Below are 17,488 nucleotides of genomic sequence, written 5' to 3' on the forward strand. Positions count from 1 at the left end.
TTTCAAGGGTGGTGCGGTCCCTGCGGGAGCTGCCTTGCCGGCGATAGAGTCAGTGCGGGCAGCGCATCAACTGCCGGCAAACCCATTCTGCCGCCACGCCTCATACACCGTCACAGCCACGGTATTGGACAGATTCAGGCTGCGGCACCCGGGCCGCATGGGCAGGCGCAGGCGTTGTTCGGCCGGCAGGCTGTCCAGTACTTCGGCCGGCAGGCCGCGGCTTTCTGGCCCGAACAGGAAGGCATCACCCGGCTGGTAAGCCACTTCGTGGAACGGGTGCGAGCCCTTGGTGGTGAAGGCGAACAGCCGTGGGTTGCCCAGGCTTTCCAGGCATCCGGCCAGGCTCTCGTGGCGCTTGAGCGTGGCATACTCGTGGTAATCCAGCCCCGCGCGCCGCAGGCGCTTGTCGTCCAGTTCGAAGCTGATGGGCTCGATCAGGTGCAGGTCGCAGCCGCTGTTGGCGCAGAGGCGAATGATGTTGCCGGTATTCGGCGGAATTTCTGGTTGAAAAAGGATGACGTGAAACATGCACGGCTCCAAGCGTGAAGATGACGGGCATTCTACCCCCGAACCGGACGTGCGTTCGAAGGCGTTCCCGCGGGTGATGCTGTCGCTGGCGATCGTCGGCTTGATGGTAGGGCTGATGATCGGCCGCCTGACTACACCCGACGAGCGCGAGTTGCAGCAGGTGGAGGTGGTGCAGGATGGCCTGGAGCTGTGGTTCAACGAAGAGCCTCAGCTGCATGGCGAGAATGTGGACGGTACGGTAGCACTGTTGTTCCAGGCCCAAGGCAAGGCCCGGCAAGGGCAACTGAGCCTGCAGGGCAAGCCTGTGAGTTGGCGGGTGCAGAATAGCAAGGAAGGGCTGTTGCTGACGGTGGTGGCTGCGCGCCCCCTGCACGGCGAGTGGGCCGGTGCAGAGGACGCTGGGCGCTGGCGGTTGCAGGTGAAACTGCACGAATAAAAGAGGGGATATCCCGGCCTGCCTGTACCAGGGTCCCCGAAAGGGGTACTGCGTATAAAGGGGGGATGGCCCGGCCTGCCTGTACCGAGGTCCCCAAAACTGGCGATGTTGCGAATAAAAGAGGGGTTCACCCGGCCTGCCTGTACCAGGGCCCCCGAAACTGGATATGTATTGTTTATTGCAGGGGGCGTGCCAGTTTTGAAAAGCCCGTGAATCTGGGCTTTCAGGGTGAATTGGCCGTTTTTTGAGGGGATTTGTGCCTTAGTGAGGTGCATCGGGCACAGGATCGGTGCATCGAAGGGCTGAAATGTTTGGGGCCGCTTTGCGGCCCATCGCGACACAAGGCCGCTCCTACAGGGGATCGCATTCTCCTGTAGGAGCGGCCTTGTGTCGCGATGGGCTGCGCAGCAGCCCCAGAGAACTATGGGTTTACCTGGAACTCAGTGCTCGTCACCTTCCTCATCATCGCCCCCCGCCACATTCATCCCCAGTTCCTTGATCTTGCGCGTCAGGGTGTTGCGTCCCCAACCCAGCAACAGTGCCGCATCGCGCCGACGGCCAGCCGTGTGCTTGAGGGCTGTCTCGATCATGATCCGCTCGAAGCTCGGCACTGCGCTGTCCAGCAGGCTGGTCTGCCCACGCGCCAACGCCTGGTCGGCCCACTGGCGCAGGGCCTGCTCCCAGTTGGTTACCGGTGCGGCGTCCTGTGGCAGGTTCAGCAGCTCCGGCGGCAGGTCGCCGATCAGCACTTCGCGGCTGGAGGCCATCACGGTGATCCAGCGGCAGGTGTTCTCCATCTGCCGTACGTTGCCCGGCCACGGCAGATTGCGAATGAATTCCTCGGTTTCCGGCTTGAGGATCTTCGGCTCGACCGCCAGTTCCTGGGCGGCGCGGGCGAGGAAGTGGCGGGCGAGGGCAGGGATATCTTCGCGGCGGTCGGCCAGCCGCGGAATGTGGATGCGGATCACGTTCAGGCGGTGGAACAAGTCCTCGCGGAACTTGCCGGCCTGCACCAGCGACTCCAGGTTCTGGTGAGTGGCGGCGATGATGCGCACATCGACCTTGACCGGTACGTGGCCGCCCACGCGATAGAACTCGCCATCGGCCAGCACTCGCAGCAGGCGGGTCTGTGTGTCGGCGGGCATGTCGCCGATCTCGTCGAGGAACAGGGTGCCGCCGTCGGCCTGCTCGAAGCGCCCTCGGCGCAGGTTGGCGGCGCCGGTGAAGGCGCCCTTTTCATGGCCGAACAGCTCGGACTCCATCAGGTCCTTGGGGATGGCTGCCATGTTCAGGGCGATGAACGGTGAGGCCGCACGCGGGCTGTGGCGGTGCAGGGCGTGGGCCACCAGCTCCTTGCCGGTACCGGACTCACCGTTGATCAGCACGGTGATGTTGGAGTGGCTGAGGCGGCCGATGGCGCGGAACACCTCCTGCATTGCCGGTGCTTCACCGATGATTTCCGGGGTGCGCGCCAGACTCTGCGGCACATCCAGCCCTTGTTGCTCCTGGGCGTGCTGGTTGGCGCGCTTGACCAGCGAGACCGCCTCGTCCACATCGAATGGCTTGGGCAGGTACTCGAATGCACCGCCCTGGTACGACGCAACGGCGCTGTCCAGGTCGGAGTGGGCGGTCATGATGATGACCGGCAGGCGCGGGTGCTGCTCACGGATCTGTGCCAGCAGGTCGAGGCCGCTGGTGCCCGGCATGCGGATGTCGGAAATGATCACGTCAGGTTGCTGGCGTGCCAGGCGGCCCATGACGCCATCGGCGCTATCGAAGCTCTGGGTGGTCATGCCTTCCTGTTGCAGGGCTTTTTCCAGGACCCAGCGGATGGAGCGATCATCGTCGACGATCCATACGGTTTCACTTCGGCTCATGAGGCGGTGGCTCCTTGTTCCAGGGGCAGGTAGATCGAGAATGCGGTGTGGCCTGCATGGCTTTCACACTCGATCAGGCCCTGGTGCTGGCTGATGATGTTCTGGGTAATGGCCAGGCCCAGCCCGGTACCGTCCGGGCGACCGCTGACCATGGGATAGAAAAGGGTGTCCTGCAGTTCCGGCGGGATGCCCGGGCCGTTGTCGATGATCTCCACCCTCGCCACAAGGCGATGGCGCACATGGCCGATGGTGAACTGGCGCAGGGCACGGCTGCGCAGGGTGATGCGGCCCAGGCGCAGTTCGTTCTGCGAACTGATCGCCTGCATGGCATTGCGCACGATGTTGAGCACGGCCTGGATCATCTGCTCGCGGTCGACCAATACGTCAGGCAGGCTGGGGTCATAATCGCGCACCAAAGTGATGCAACCCTGGCTTTCGGCCTCGACCAGGCTGCAGACCCGCTCAAGCACTTCGTGGATGTTGGTCATGGCCAGCGACGGCAGCTTGTTCGAGCCGAGCATGCGGTCGACCAGGTTACGCAGGCGATCGGCTTCCTCGATGATCACGTTGGTGTAGTCGCGCAGGCCTTCTTCAGGCAGCTCGCGAGCCAGCAGCTGAGCTGCGCCGCGAATGCCGCCGAGGGGGTTCTTGATTTCATGGGCCAGGCCGCGTACCAGCATCTTTGTGGTTTCCTGCTTGCTCAGCTGGGCCTCTTCCTTGGTGATGCGCAGCAGCCGGTCGCGCGGGTGCACCTCGAGCAGCAGCAGGGTCTGGCCCTGGTGCAGGATCGGCGTAACCGCGTAGTCGACGGTGATGGTCTGCCCGGTCAGCGAGGTGAGCTGCGCTTCGCGCTTGGTGAACGGATGCGCCTGCTCGACCGCCTGGCGCAGCGAGCTGAGCGCTTCGGTCGACTCGGTGAACAGCTCGCTGATGAACTGCCCATGGCTGCGCTGGCCACTCACTGCCAGAAGCATTTCCGCGGCCGGGTTCATGTACTCCAGGCGCAGCTCGGCGTTGAGCAGCAGCGTGGCGGTGGTCAGGTTGTCCAGAAGTAGACGGTGCTGGGCATCGCTGATGGTCATAGGGCGTCGTCGACCTCTTTTGGCGCGTGTCGGGCATGGGCGCGGCCATGGTCGGGCGCGCGGTGGATCCGCTGATTCCAGTCTTTGGGCAAAAAATGCAAGAACCAAACCAAGGCTCCGAAAAGAAGCGGAATTTGCCGATAAAGCCCTGGAAACGGGAAAATTCGCACCAGAATGAACTGATTAAACGGTTCATGTGATCGCTTTTGGGGTGCATTCGGGGGCGTTAGTCCACAGCGCGCACCAATATGGAGCATAGGTGGTTTCAGGGTTTATCGCACAGTTGGCGGGCATTCGGCTTCTGGCGTTGAAAACGCAAGGTCTTCATTGCTTGCGTGGAACACCATGACAGTGGCGGGCTGCCCAGTGGTGTGCCCGCGGTGCACTTCCCCTTGAAGTTCGGCCAGCGTCTGGCCTGCAACCAGGCTTGTCCGCTTGCCGTCGCGGGTTTCCACCTCGAGTCGTCCCTCGGTCAGATAGCCTAGATTGAGCGCCTGGTGACAGTGCCAGCCAAGGGTGGTGTGGGCGGGAATGCTGACTTTCACAAGCGACAGCACTGGTCGTCCTTCGGGGTAATCGAGATAGGGAGTACCGTCCCAACTGCCGGTGGCGCGGTGAAGCACCTGTGACGTTGCCTGGCCTGGCGCGGTGCCATTGCTGGCGCAGCCGGTGAGGAGGGCGGATACGGTAATCATTGCAGGTAGAAGTTTGCGCATGGCGTGATGTCCTTTGACTGAAGGGACGCCTACCCTGCGTGCTGAGGGGGGCGGCGAAATGTCAGCGGCATCTGCCGGTTCTGTATGAAATCGAGGACGCAGCCACGGAAACGAAAACGGCCTCCCGAAGGAGGCCGTTCGTGATCATGTCATCGGCGCGAGGCGCCGATCAGATCAGCAGCTGTAGTACAGCTCGTATTCCAGCGGGTGAACGAAGGTGCGGACCTTGATTTCTTCTTCGCTCTTCAGCTCGATGAAGGCATCGATGAAGTCGTCGGAGAACACGCCGCCCTTGGTCAGGAACGCACGGCCCTTGTCCAGCTCTTCCAGAGCTTCCTTCAGGCTGCCGCAAACCTGCGGAATGTCCTTGGCCTCTTCAGGCGGCAGGTCGTACAGGTTCTTGTCGGCAGCATCGCCTGGGTGGATCTTGTTCTGGATACCGTCCAGGCCGGCCATCAGCAGGGCCGCGAAGGCCAGGTATGGGTTGGCCGATGGGTCCGGGAAGCGAGCTTCGATACGGCGGGCTTTCGGGCTGCCGACGTAAGGAATACGGATCGAGGCGGAACGGTTGCGAGCCGAGTAGGCCAGCATTACCGGGGCTTCGAAGCCTGGGACCAGACGCTTGTAGGAGTTGGTCGACGGGTTGGTGAAGCCGTTCAGGGCCTTACCGTGCTTGATGATACCGCCGATGAAGTACAGGGCGGTGTCGGACAGGCCGGCATAGCCTTCACCCGAGAAGGTGTTCTTGCCGTCTTTCCAGATCGACATGTGCACGTGCATGCCCGAGCCGTTGTCGCCGTACAGTGGCTTCGGCATGAAGGTAGCGGTGCGGCCGTAGGCGTCGGCAACGTTGTGCACGACGTACTTCAGCGCCTGTACTTCGTCAGCCTTCTTCACCAGGGTGTTGAACTTGACGCCGATTTCGTTCTGGCCGGCAGTCGCCACTTCGTGGTGGTGAACTTCGACGGTCTGGCCCATTTCTTCCAGTGCGTTGCACATGGCAGTACGGATTTCGTGGTCGTGGTCGAACGGCGGAACCGGGAAGTAGCCGCCCTTCACGCCTGGACGGTGGCCTTTGTTGCCGCCTTCCACGTCAGCGCCGGTCATCCACGAGCCTTGCTCGGAGAAGATCTTGAACATCGAGCCGGAGATGTCCGACTGGAACTTCACTTCGTCGAAAATGAAGAACTCTGGCTCCGGGCCTGCGAATACGGTGTCACCGATGCCGGTGCTCTTCAGGTACTCTTCGGCGCGCTTGGCGATGGCGCGAGGGTCACGATCGTAGCCCTGCATGCTCGACGGGTCGACGATGTCGCAGGTGATGATCAGGGTCGGCTCTTCGGTGAACGGGTCCAGTACGGCAGTTTCGTCGACCGGCATCAGGATCATGTCGGAGGCTTCGATGCCTTTCCAGCCAGCGATGGAGGAACCGTCGAACATCTTGCCGACTTCGAAGAAGTCGTCTTCCAGTGCATCACGCGCCGGCATGGTCACGTGGTGCTGAGTGCCTTTGGTGTCCGTGAAACGCAGATCAATCCACTTGACGTCATGATCTTTGATGAGTTGAACCGACTTCGACATGTTGTCCTCCGGATGGTCTAGAGCGCGGTGGGCCGCTGCCCTGGAAAAAGGGTGTTGCCGGGCGCGGATAGTCGGCCAAGCTTACCTGCCTCACAAGGGAGCAAATTGCATGCCAGTGCCCGAAAATGGCGAGGGCGGGATAAAAGGGGGCGTTTGCGGGCATCTGGGGGTGGGTTGCTGGGGAGAAGTGCACTCTTAAGATGCGAATTTTGGTAGCGGTGCACCAATAGTGTGCATTGCTTGAGTTGTGTGCTTTCTTTGAGGGCCTCATCGCCGGCAACCAGCTCCCACAGGTAGGGCGCAGGTCTTGAGAACTGTGGATAGCCTGTGGGAGCTGGCTTGCCGGCGATGAGGCCGGTGCAGGCAATATAAATCCGACCTTCTGTACAAAAGTTGGTCAAATCCTGAGCAATTTCCGCTATAATTCGCGCCCCTCATTTTCGGCAGGCCCTGCGCGCGCTGTTAACCAATGAAACTTATCGTCAAAGTCTTCCCAGAAATCACCATCAAGAGCCGGCCGGTGCGCAAGCGCTTCATCCGCCAGCTCGGCAAGAACATCCGCAACGTGCTCAAGGACCTCGATCCTGAGCTCGTGGTCGATGGTGTCTGGGACAATCTCGAAGTGGTCACCCGCGTCGAAGACGAAAAGGTCCAGCGCGAGATGATCGAGCGCCTCACCTGCACCCCGGGTATCACCCACTTCCTGCAGGTAGAGGAATACCCGCTCGGCGACTTCGATGACATCGTCGCCAAGTGCAAGCAGCACTTCGGCCACCTGCTGGCCGGCAAGCACTTCGCCGTGCGCTGCAAGCGCGGTGGTCACCACGACTTCACCTCTATGGACGTCGACCGTTACGTCGGCAGCCAGCTGCGCCAGCAGTGCGGCGCCGCCGGCATCGAGCTGAAGAACCCGGAAGTGCTGGTGCGCATCGAAATCCGCGACCAGCGCCTGTACGTGATCCATAACCAGCACCAGGGCATCGGCGGCTACCCGCTGGGCGCCCTGGAGCAGACACTGGTACTGATGTCCGGTGGCTTCGACTCGACCGTGGCGGCTTATCAGATGATGCGCCGCGGCCTGATGACCCACTTCTGCTTCTTCAACCTCGGTGGCCGTGCCCACGAGCTGGGCGTGATGGAAGTGGCTCACTACCTGTGGAAGAAGTTCGGCAGCAGCCAGCGCGTGCTGTTCATCAGCGTGCCGTTCGAGGAAGTGGTCGGCGAGATTCTGAACAAGGTCGACAACAGCTACATGGGCGTGACCCTCAAACGCATGATGCTGCGTGGTGCCGCGCACATGGCCGACCGCCTGGAGATCGATGCCCTGGTCACCGGCGAAGCGATTTCCCAGGTGTCCAGCCAGACCTTGCCGAACCTGTCGATCATCGACTCGGCCACCGACAAGCTGGTGCTGCGCCCCCTGCTGGCCAGCCACAAGCAGGACATCATCGACCAGGCCTACGCGATCGGCACTGCCGACTTCGCCAAGCACATGCCAGAATACTGCGGCGTGATCTCGGTAAACCCGACCACTCACGCCAAGCGCCACCGCATGGAGCATGAAGAGAAGCAGTTCGACATGGCCGTGCTGGAGCGCGCCCTGGAACGCGCCCGGTTGATCTCCATCGACCATGTGATCGACGAACTGGGCAAGGACATCGAAATTGAGGAAGTGACCGAGGCGCTGCCCGGCCAGATCGTTATCGACATTCGTCACCCCGATGCCCAGGAAGACGAACCTCTGGTGCTGGACGGTATCGAAGTCCAGGCCATGCCGTTCTATGCCATCAACAGCAAGTTCAAGCAGCTGGATGCCAACCGCCAGTACTTGCTGTATTGCGACAAAGGTGTGATGAGCCGTCTGCACGCACACCACCTGCTCAGTGAGGGACATGCCAATGTGCGTGTTTATCGTCCGGCATAAGACGCCAGGGCTGTATGGCGGCAGCATCCGCCATCGCCCTCCCGACCACCGGGCCCGCTGAGCCTCAAACCATACATATTCGCCGCCTACACTGGCGGCAACCGAATCCTCTGATCGAGATACAGTTGTGATCGAAAATCTGCGTAACATCGCCATCATCGCCCACGTTGACCATGGTAAAACCACCCTGGTCGACAAACTCCTGCGCCAGTCCGGCACCCTGGAGCGTAACGAGCTCAACGACGAGCGCGTGATGGACTCCAACGACCAGGAAAAAGAGCGCGGCATTACCATCCTGGCGAAAAACACCGCCATCAACTGGAACGGCTACCACATCAACATCGTCGACACCCCCGGCCACGCCGACTTCGGTGGCGAGGTTGAGCGTGTAATGTCGATGGTCGACTCCGTGCTGCTGCTGGTCGATGCCCAGGACGGCCCGATGCCGCAAACCCGCTTCGTGACCAAGAAGGCTTTCGAAGCTGGCCTGAAGCCGATCGTCGTGATCAACAAGGTTGACCGCCCGGGCGCGCGTCCTGACTGGGTTCTGGACCAGATCTTTGACCTGTTCGACAACCTCGGTGCCACCGATGATCAGCTGGACTTCCAGGTTGTCTACGCTTCGGCCCTGAACGGCATCGCCGGTCTGGACCACACCGACATGGCCGAAGACATGACCCCGCTGTACCAGTCGATCGTCGACAACGTACCGGCGCCGAACGTTGACGTCGATGGCCCGTTCCAGATGCAGATCTCCGCTCTGGACTACAACAGCTTCCTCGGTGTTATCGGCGTTGGCCGTATCGCCCGTGGTCGTATCAAGCCGAACACCCCGGTTGTTGCCATCGACACCGAAGGCAAGAAGCGTAACGGCCGTATCCTCAAGCTGATGGGCCACCACGGCCTGCACCGCGTCGACGTTGAAGAAGCCCAGGCTGGCGACATCGTCTGCATCAGCGGTTTCGACGAGCTGTTCATCTCCGACACCCTGTGCGACATGAACCACGTCGAGGCGATGAAGCCACTGACCGTTGACGAGCCGACCGTTTCGATGACCTTCCAGGTCAACGACTCGCCGTTCTGCGGCAAGGAAGGCAAGTTCGTCACCAGCCGTAACATCAAGGAACGTCTGGACAAAGAGCTGCTGTACAACGTTGCACTGCGCGTTGAAGAAGGCGACTCGGCTGACAAGTTCAAGGTTTCCGGCCGTGGTGAGCTGCACCTGTCGGTTCTGATCGAAACCATGCGTCGTGAAGGCTTCGAGATGGCTGTAGGCCGCCCTGAAGTGATCATCCGCGAAGTCAACGGCGTGAAGCAGGAGCCGTTCGAGAACGTCACCATCGACATCCCTGAAGAATCCCAGGGCAAGGTCATGGAAGAAATGGGCCTGCGTAAGGGCGACCTGACCAACATGGCGCCGGATGGCAAAGGCCGTGTACGTCTGGAGTACAACGTACCTGCTCGTGGTCTGATCGGTTTCCGTAACCAGTTCCTGACTCTGACCAACGGTGCAGGCATCCTGACCTCGATCTTCGATCGCTACGACACCATGAAAGCCGGCCAGATGTCCGGTCGCCTGAACGGTGTACTGGTTTCGATCGAGACCGGCAAGGCGCTGACCTATTCGCTGGAAACCCTGCAGGCTCGCGGCAAGCTGTTCATCGAGCACGGTCAGGACATCTACAACGGTCAGATCATCGGCCTGAACAGCCGTGACAACGACCTGGGCGTGAACCCGACCAAAGGCAAGAAGCTCGACAACATGCGTGCTTCGGGCAAAGACGAAGTCATCGCCCTGGTACCGCCGGTTCGCCACACCCTGGAACAGGCCCTGGAATTCATCCAGGACGATGAGCTGTGCGAAGTGACTCCGAAGTCGATCCGCCTGCGCAAGAAGATCCTGGACGAAGGCGAGCGTACCCGCGCTGCCAAGAAAGCCAAGGCTTGATCGTCTAGCTTGAGCTGAAACGAAAACGCCCCCGGTCGAAATGCCGGGGGCGTTTTTTTATGTCCAATTCTGAGTGAAGCCAAGGGCAGTGGCTGCCTGCGGTCTCTCACGCACACGTGCTTTTATCATGGTAAATGCTTGGGGGCTGGTAAAGCTTCAGGTTGGTGTCAGTCTGAAAAAAGTTTTTTTGAGGTAAAGAAAATTGGAACTCGTTATGGCGACTAAATCTGTTATCACGTCAAGGCTATGGTAAAGGTCACCGGCTGAGCGGCTGTTTCCCTGTGTGAGAATATCTAAAGGTGTTTTAACTTTCAGTCTCCAATCGCTATGTTGAGATCAGGAGATTGAAGTAATGGTAGGTTTGACTGCTTGTAAAAATATCTGTGTGATTGATGATGGAATAACGGACGAAGAGCACACGAAAATATTGAGGCTCCTAACTGGCTCGCTCTGGCGTTATGGCTGGCCCTATCCTTATGCTCCCCTTGATCGTCCATGTTGGCACAGTTTTATCGCCGGTACTCGCAGAAATGAATTGGAAGACTGTGAGCAAGAACTACGAGAGCGACCGGACTGGGCTTTTCTGGCGAATATCTGGGCACGTATCAAGGCTGCGCATATGCCTTCGGCGACCCTGTTAGGGGTATACGCCAATGGTCAAACAAGCAGCCAGGATGGTCCTATTCATCGTGACAATACAGCCGAGGCGCCAGGGAAAACTGTAATGCTGTTTTGCAGCGAGTACTGGGCCACCTGCTGGGGTGGTGAGCTTGTATTCTACGACGCTGACAAAGAAAGTATTGTGCTGTCGGTACAGCCTAAGCCGAGGCGGGTTGTAATCTTCAATGGGGAAGTGCCGCATGGTGCTCGGGCGCCTGGTGTGAGTTGTAATCGGCTGCGTATGAGCATCGCCTTCAAGACATTGATCAGGGAGTAGCGAAAGATGATCAAAACACTTGAGATTATCTTGGGCTACGTTGAAAAACCGGTAGCGGTGGGTGCGGCAGCTACTTCCCTGACGGATCAGTACAATAGCGACAAGTCAGGGTTCGTTCTAGTGAATCAGAGTGCCCAAACCGGAGCTGCAGTCGCCGGGATCACGTCAATAGTAAAGCTGACTGCGGGTTTTACACCCTTCCTCAATATCAAGGTGAATACGCTTGCTGCGACTACAGTATTTCTAAAAATTACTGCTCAGTACAAGACCGACCAGAAATTTTAAAAAGGTGACGTCCTGAGCCTGGTTGGAAATGTTGCGGGGATTGTCGGCAGTATAAGCTTGCTTGCTGGGGCTGGCACTCCCGCAGTTATTTTCACTGCTGTGGGCGTTGGGGCTAATGCCTTGGGGATACTCAATTCCGATGCGGCAACAAATTTGTATCATTCTTTTATCGCACCTGTAGTGCAAAAACATTTCGTTGCAAATACAAATGCCACCTACCCTGATTACTGGGTAGCGCCGGACTTGGCCCTTGCATCGCTCGCCCAAATCAGCGCAATCTATGCGGGCCGAGTTGCGGTAACCCAGTGGAACCCGGATACGCAAGGCGTGCTGCTTGGAAGCGACCTTTCTCACCTGTACGGAATATCTGGCGGCGGCGGGGGTGGCTATATTGAGCCGGACTTCGGTGGCGGGCCTATGGTATTCCCATTGCCGGAACTCCCCAGGTGGAATATTGATATAGGTCCTATAGAGATCATCCCGCCTGGCGGGGGCGTAGGTGGAGTTGATAGGTATCATTAAAGATTTTTAGGTGATTTTCCTATTTGAAATAGCAGGAGGGGCGTGTGCAGTCATTTTCTGGATTCATAAAGTTGCTCAGAGTGTCCCCTCCTTTAAAGCGAGCTCAATTGCTTGCGATTGTCGTGATTACGATGCTTGCAGGTGTTGCGCTTTATTTCAGTCAGCTGGAAGTATATAAGGCCCCTGATTTGTCTAGGCTACTAGTTATCGAGGGGCGAGTATCCGGTTATCCAGACGTTTGGGAGCATAACCGTTCGCTAGTACATTTTGGCGTAGCATATAAGCTTGATGGAAGGCGGGAGGGTAAACGTGTTTATACTTACCGGAAGTTGTATGAGGCATCGGGGCTTCGTATCAATGCGAAGGTTATTCTTACAGTGGAACGTGGGGATGATGGTAGCACCGTGCGTGAACTCGCCACGTTGGACGGGCAAATACTCTACGACGATCGTCTCAATCAACAGGTCGTGGTTTGGAATAATGAATCGATAATGTCCACGGTCGTGTTGGGTACCTTGGCATCAATAGTGACCGCCATAGCCGCGATCGTTATGGTTGTACTTCATCTGCGCGACCTTGCTCGGCAGGGTTGATATAGAAATAGAGCTATTCCCATTTTGCTCGTTCGAGTCAAAACGCCCTCGCACGCATCGCCGGGGGCGTTTTTGTTTGTATGACGCAGGTTTTTTGTAGGTGATATCTCAAGCTGATGTAGGTTGCATCCTTCACGGCCTTTTGCGACTTGTGCGCGCTTGTTGTGATGCCTAGCGTGAAGTGCTTTCTCGAAGCCGGAAGCATGCACATGAATTACCGTTTAGCGCTGGCCATCCCCTGCCTGATGGCAGGCTTGCAGGCTTGCACCATGCAGGATTGTGCCAGCCTGCGTCCGCAGGATGTTGTCCAGTGCCATATTGGCAAGGTGCGTCAGGCACCCTTGGAAGCCGTATTGCTCGAGCAAGCCTCCGAGCCTGGGTATGCGTTCCGTCGCTTGCAGATGGTTTCGCAGGTTTGGGAACCAGCGCCGGTGGTTGAGCCGCGCCGCTGGGAGCATGATGTCGAGCTGCATATCCCGCACAATGCCGTGCCCGGCAAAGCCTTGCTGGTGGTGAACAACGGTGTACGGTTCGGACCGGCGCAAACCCCGGACTATACCCGCGAGGCATTGCGCGAGGTCGCCCTCAAGGCACGGATGGCCGTGGTCATGATCAGCGATGTGCCCAATCAGTACGTGACCTTCAACGATAACGAGAAGCCCTTGCGCGAGGATGACGCCGTGGCCCATACCTGGGCTCATGCGCTTCGCGGCGCCGCGCCGGAATTGCCACTGCACGTGCCGATGGCCGCGGCGGCAAGCCGGGCGATGGATCTGGCCGAGCAAGAGCTGGCAGGGCAAGGGCTCACGGTGGACCGCTTCATTATCACGGGTGCCTCCAAGCGCGGCTGGAGCGCATGGCTCACGGCATTGGCCGATGAGCGGGTGGTGGCCATCGTGCCCAGTGTGATCGACGTCGCGGATACTTCGGACATGCTGGCCGGATTGCGCAAGCGTTATGGTGGTCACTGGCCCTTGGCGCTGGGTTCCTACCAGCAGGCTGGTGTCCTGCAGCAGCTGGGCACCCCGGCATTCGAGCGGCTGATGGCGATGATGGACCCGATGCAGTACCTGAACGAGAAAAGGCAGCGTCTGGCCATTCCCAAGTACCTGGTGTCCGCCAGTGGTGACGATTTCTTCGCCCCTGACCCGGTCACCGATTATCAGCAGCGCCTGCCGGGCCAGACCAGCCTCAGGGTATTGCCGAACTCTGACCATGGCGGGGTGCGTCAAGCGGTAGTCAGTACCTTGGTACCTGCAGTGACGCGCCTGCGCGATGGCACACCTTTGCCAAGCGTGCAGGTGTCGGCCAGCGGGTATGCCGGGCAGATGAGCGTCGACTTCTCTGAGCCGCCAGTGGCGGTGAAGGTGTGGACGGCGAGCAACAGCCAGGACCGCGACTTCCGTTTTGCCTGCGGGGTGCGCTACCAATCCGAGACGCTCGCTCCCATGCAGAGCTTCACCCTGCAGCGCACGCCGCCGGCGGTGGGATGGCGGGCGCAGTTCGTCGAAGCGAAGTTTGCTGATGGCTTTATCGCTACCAGCCCGGTCAGCGTGCTGCCGCAGACCTATCCCGAACATCCACCGGCGGAGCAGGGTGGTGCATGCAGGAGCTTTCCCTCTGGCGGAAAGTAGAAATCTGGCTTGGCACATAATTGGCCAGCAGTGGCCGCTTGAATACTGAAATGGATTGCACCGGCTTCACCGTTTTTCACGGGCGTGTCCTAATGCCAGTAAGCTAAGCGAATTGGGGCCGCTTTGCGGCCCTTCGCGGGCTTGCCCGCTCCCACAGGTGTGTCGCTGAGCCCATGATTTGCGCGACCCTTGTGGGAGCGGGCAAGCCCGCGAAGAGGCCCTTGAAGGCTAGCGATCAGCGCCCGACCACCTTGGGCTTGTACGCACAATACCCCGGCCGCGGCCCGACCTTGGGGTGGTTGCGGCAGGTATCCGGCCGCTTGTCATAAATGGTGCACAGCCGGCTTTTACGATCCAGATACAGGCAGTCATCATTGCTCATCCGGGTCAGGGTGAAGATCCCCGACTTCTGGTTGAAGCGTTCGATGATGCCATCCTTCTGCAGGCGCTTGGCGATGTTCTTCGGCGGTTCGTCTTTCTCGAACTCGTCGACCACGCCGATACGGATCAGATCCTTGATCTTCACCTCCACCGGCAGGGTGCAGCAGGTCGAATGGCAGCCATGGCACATGTTGCTGGTGTAGCGCTGCCAGGTCTCCAGGCGGTCGACTTCGGCTGCGGCGATCAGGGTCGTTTTCATCTTTATGGGGTGTATCACGGTCTTGGGGCGCGCGATCATACCGGAATTGTTCAATTTATGAACAACCTTTTGCCGGAATCGCAAAGTGGGCATGAAAACTGCGAACGCTAACTGTCACTCCCTGTCGAAGGGTCTAGGCTCAACAGTCTCCCTCCGTTTTCGTCAACTTGCCCGAGGATGCCGCATGTCCCAGGAACCCAAAGCTCGTGACGCCGAGGTGGCCGAATTTCGCGCCGCTGTACTGGACAAGCTGACCTACGCGGTTGGCAAGGACCCAGAGCACGCCTTCGACCACGACTGGTTCGAGGCCATCGCCCTGGCCGCGCGCGATCACATGGTCGATCACTGGATGGACCACACCCGCCAGGCGTATCGCCGCAGCCAGAAGCGGGTCTATTACCTTTCTCTCGAATTCCTCATCGGCCGGCTGCTGTATGACAGCCTGAGCAACCTGGGCCTGCTCGACATTGCCCGCGACGCATTGGAAGGGCTGAACGTGGACCTGGAGCGCATTCGCCTGCTCGAGCCCGATGCCGCGCTGGGCAACGGTGGCCTGGGTCGCCTGGCAGCGTGCTTCATGGAGAGCATGTCGACCCTGGGCATCGCTGCTCACGGTTATGGCATCCGCTATGAGCACGGGCTGTTCCGTCAGGCCATGGTCGATGGCTGGCAGCAGGAGCAGACCGAGAACTGGCTCGACTTCGGCAACCCCTGGGAGTTCGAGCGCGCCGAGGTGATCTACCCCATCAGCTTTGGCGGCAGCGTCGAAACGGTGCACGACACCCACGGCCAGCAGCGTCAGGTGTGGTGGCCGGGCGAGACCGTGCGGGCGGTGGCCTACGATACCCCGGTGGTCGGTTGGCGCGGGGCCAGCGTCAATACCCTGCGCCTGTGGCGTGCGCGGGCGCTGGAAGAGCTGCACCTGGAACGCTTCAATGCCGGCGACCACCTGGGCGCGGTGGCCGAGGTGGCACGGGCCGAAAGCATTTCGCGGGTGCTGTACCCGGCCGACAGCACCGAGGCGGGCCAGGAACTGCGCCTGCGCCAGGAATACTTCTTCGTCTCGGCTTCGTTGCAGGACCTGCTGCGCCGCCATCTGAACATGCACGACAACCTGCTCAACCTGCCGGATGCGGCGGCCATCCAGCTCAACGACACCCACCCGTCGATCGCCGTGGCCGAGCTGATGCGCCTGCTGGTCGACCAGCATGAGATCCCTTGGGATACCGCCTGGGAGTTGACCGTCGGCACCCTGGCCTACACCAACCACACCTTGCTGCCCGAAGCCCTGGAAACCTGGCCCGTTGCGCTGATGGAACGCATGCTGCCGCGGCACATGCAGATCATCTACCTGATCAACGCCTACCACATCGACGCGCTGCGGGCGAAAGGCCTGCACGACTTCGACGTGTTGCGGGCTGTGTCGTTGATCGAGGAAGACAATGGCCGCCGGGTGCGCATGGGCAACCTGGCGTTCCTCGGCTCGCACAGCGTCAACGGTGTGTCGGCGCTGCACAGCAAGCTGATGAAAAGCACGGTGTTCGCCGAGCTGCACAAGCTCTACCCGCAACGGATCAACAACAAGACTAACGGCATTACCTTCCGCCGCTGGCTGTACCAGTCCAACCCGCAGCTGACCGCGATGCTGATCGAGGCGCTGGGCCCTGATCTGCTGGACGACCCCGAAGGACGCCTGGCCAATCTGGTACCGTTCGCCGACAAGAGCGGTTTCCGCAAGCAGTTCGCCGCGCAGCGCCTGCACAGCAAGCGTGCCCTGGCCAGCATCATCCAGGACCGCCTGGGCGTTACGGTGAACCCCGAGGCGTTGTTCGACGTGCAGGTCAAGCGCATCCACGAATACAAGCGCCAGTTGCTCAACCTGCTGCACACCGTGGCGTTGTACCAGGCCATGCGCAACGACCCCGGTACCGACTGGGTGCCGCGGGTGAAGATCTTCGCCGGCAAGGCCGCGGCCAGCTATCACCAGGCTAAGCTGATCATCAAGCTGGCCAACGACATCGCCCGGGTGGTGAACAACGACCCCACCGTGCGCGGCCTGCTGAAGGTGGTGTTCCTGCCCAACTACAACGTCAGTCTGGCTGAAAGCATCATCCCGGCGGCGGACCTTTCCGAGCAGATTTCCACCGCCGGTTACGAAGCGTCCGGCACCAGCAACATGAAGTTCGGCCTGAACGGCGCGTTGACCATCGGTACCCTGGATGGTGCCAATGTCGAGATGAGCGAGCAGGTGGGTACCGAAAACATGTTCATCTTCGGCCTTACTGCGCAGCAGGTGGAGGCCAGGCGGCGCGACGGTGACTTTGGCGCCAGTGCGGCGATTGCCGCGTCCAGCCGCCTGAACGACGTGTTGCAGGCTGTTCGCAGTGGGGTGTTCTCACCGGACGACCCGTCGCGCTACAGCGCGCTGATCGACGGGCTGGTAGCTCATGACCGTTTCCTGGTGTGTGCCGATTTCGATGCCTACTGGGATGCCCAGCGACGGGTCGAGGAGCTTTGGCACACGCCGCAGGAATGGTGGCGTATGGCGGTGCTGAATACCGCGCGGATGGGCTGGTTCTCCTCGGACCGGACCATTCGGGAATATGCCAGCGAGATCTGGAAGGCTTTGGATTGAGGTAAGCCTGTGCCGGCCTCTTCGTGGGCACGCCCGCTCTCCCAGGATTCGCACGACCTTGGAAATCTTGTGCAGTCCCTGTGGGAGCGGGCGTGCCCGCGAATGGGCCCACAACCAGACCACCGGCCTGGCGCGCGCTGAACTACCGAC

At 59.9% G+C, this 17,488-nt stretch carries 14 protein-coding genes; 8 read left to right on the forward strand and 6 right to left on the reverse strand.

Features of this window, described 5'->3' with window-relative positions:
* Positions 1 to 66: 66 nt before the first annotated feature.
* On the reverse strand, positions 67 to 528 hold the full coding sequence (gene trmL / locus IMX18_RS26070; RefSeq protein ID WP_013974580.1) for a tRNA (uridine(34)/cytosine(34)/5-carboxymethylaminomethyluridine(34)-2'-O)-methyltransferase TrmL: 462 nt from the start codon (positions 526 to 528) through the stop codon (positions 67 to 69).
* Here trmL and IMX18_RS26075 point away from each other — a divergent pair.
* The gene (locus IMX18_RS26075; RefSeq protein WP_015272117.1) at positions 527 to 964 is read left to right on the forward strand and encodes a hypothetical protein; all 438 of its coding nucleotides are present in this window, start codon (positions 527 to 529) and stop codon (positions 962 to 964) included. The genes trmL and IMX18_RS26075 overlap by 2 nt on opposite strands.
* Positions 965 to 1,404: 440 nt before the next feature.
* Here the strand turns inward: IMX18_RS26075 and ntrC are convergent, their stop codons facing one another.
* From ntrC to glnA, 4 genes are all read right to left on the reverse strand, one after another.
* The gene (gene ntrC, locus IMX18_RS26080; RefSeq protein ID WP_013974578.1) at positions 1,405 to 2,841 is read right to left on the reverse strand and encodes a nitrogen regulation protein NR(I); all 1,437 of its coding nucleotides are present in this window, start codon (positions 2,839 to 2,841) and stop codon (positions 1,405 to 1,407) included.
* A complete protein-coding gene (gene glnL, locus IMX18_RS26085) occupies positions 2,838 to 3,923 on the reverse strand; it encodes a nitrogen regulation protein NR(II) (protein WP_013974577.1) in 1,086 nt (361 codons plus the stop codon). Before glnL ends, ntrC begins: the two co-directional genes overlap by 4 nt.
* 272 nt (positions 3,924 to 4,195) lie before the next feature.
* Complete coding sequence (locus IMX18_RS26090; RefSeq protein WP_015272116.1) at positions 4,196 to 4,639, reverse strand: cupin domain-containing protein; 444 nt, start codon at positions 4,637 to 4,639, stop codon at positions 4,196 to 4,198.
* Between the two features lie 174 nt (positions 4,640 to 4,813).
* Positions 4,814 to 6,220, reverse strand: a complete 1,407-nt coding sequence (gene glnA, locus IMX18_RS26095) for a type I glutamate--ammonia ligase (RefSeq protein WP_015272115.1) — start codon at positions 6,218 to 6,220, stop codon at positions 4,814 to 4,816.
* Positions 6,221 to 6,689: 469 nt separating this feature from the next.
* Between glnA and thiI the strand changes: the two genes are divergently transcribed.
* The 6 genes from thiI to IMX18_RS26125 all read left to right on the forward strand — a co-directional run bounded on the left by thiI (position 6,690) and on the right by IMX18_RS26125 (position 14,063).
* The gene (gene thiI, locus IMX18_RS26100; protein WP_013974574.1) at positions 6,690 to 8,144 is read left to right on the forward strand and encodes a tRNA uracil 4-sulfurtransferase ThiI; all 1,455 of its coding nucleotides are present in this window, start codon (positions 6,690 to 6,692) and stop codon (positions 8,142 to 8,144) included.
* 127 nt (positions 8,145 to 8,271) lie between these two features.
* On the forward strand, positions 8,272 to 10,092 hold the full coding sequence (gene typA / locus IMX18_RS26105; protein ID WP_013974573.1) for a translational GTPase TypA: 1,821 nt from the start codon (positions 8,272 to 8,274) through the stop codon (positions 10,090 to 10,092).
* A gap of 352 nt (positions 10,093 to 10,444) precedes the next feature.
* Positions 10,445 to 11,029, forward strand: a complete 585-nt coding sequence (locus tag IMX18_RS26110; protein WP_080604908.1) for a 2OG-Fe(II) oxygenase — start codon at positions 10,445 to 10,447, stop codon at positions 11,027 to 11,029.
* A 6-nt stretch (positions 11,030 to 11,035) separates the two neighbouring features.
* The gene (locus IMX18_RS26115; protein WP_217189985.1) at positions 11,036 to 11,314 is read left to right on the forward strand and encodes a hypothetical protein; all 279 of its coding nucleotides are present in this window, start codon (positions 11,036 to 11,038) and stop codon (positions 11,312 to 11,314) included.
* A 566-nt stretch (positions 11,315 to 11,880) separates the two neighbouring features.
* The gene (locus tag IMX18_RS26120) at positions 11,881 to 12,429 is read left to right on the forward strand and encodes a hypothetical protein (RefSeq protein ID WP_015272112.1); all 549 of its coding nucleotides are present in this window, start codon (positions 11,881 to 11,883) and stop codon (positions 12,427 to 12,429) included.
* Between the two features lie 209 nt (positions 12,430 to 12,638).
* Positions 12,639 to 14,063, forward strand: coding sequence for a PhoPQ-activated pathogenicity-related family protein (locus IMX18_RS26125; RefSeq protein WP_015272111.1), 1,425 nt, complete (start codon positions 12,639 to 12,641; stop codon positions 14,061 to 14,063).
* 235 nt (positions 14,064 to 14,298) lie between these two features.
* On the opposite strand, the gene IMX18_RS26130 is transcribed toward IMX18_RS26125, so the two are convergent.
* The gene (locus tag IMX18_RS26130) at positions 14,299 to 14,703 is read right to left on the reverse strand and encodes a YkgJ family cysteine cluster protein (RefSeq protein ID WP_003259873.1); all 405 of its coding nucleotides are present in this window, start codon (positions 14,701 to 14,703) and stop codon (positions 14,299 to 14,301) included.
* 184 nt (positions 14,704 to 14,887) lie between these two features.
* Here IMX18_RS26130 and IMX18_RS26135 point away from each other — a divergent pair, with 184 nt between their 5' ends.
* Positions 14,888 to 17,338, forward strand: a complete 2,451-nt coding sequence (locus IMX18_RS26135; protein WP_015272110.1) for a glycogen/starch/alpha-glucan phosphorylase — start codon at positions 14,888 to 14,890, stop codon at positions 17,336 to 17,338.
* The last annotated feature ends 150 nt before the right edge of the window (positions 17,339 to 17,488 follow it).

Source organism: Pseudomonas shirazica, from assembly GCF_015168335.1.
Taxonomy (GTDB): domain Bacteria; phylum Pseudomonadota; class Gammaproteobacteria; order Pseudomonadales; family Pseudomonadaceae; genus Aquipseudomonas; species Aquipseudomonas asiatica.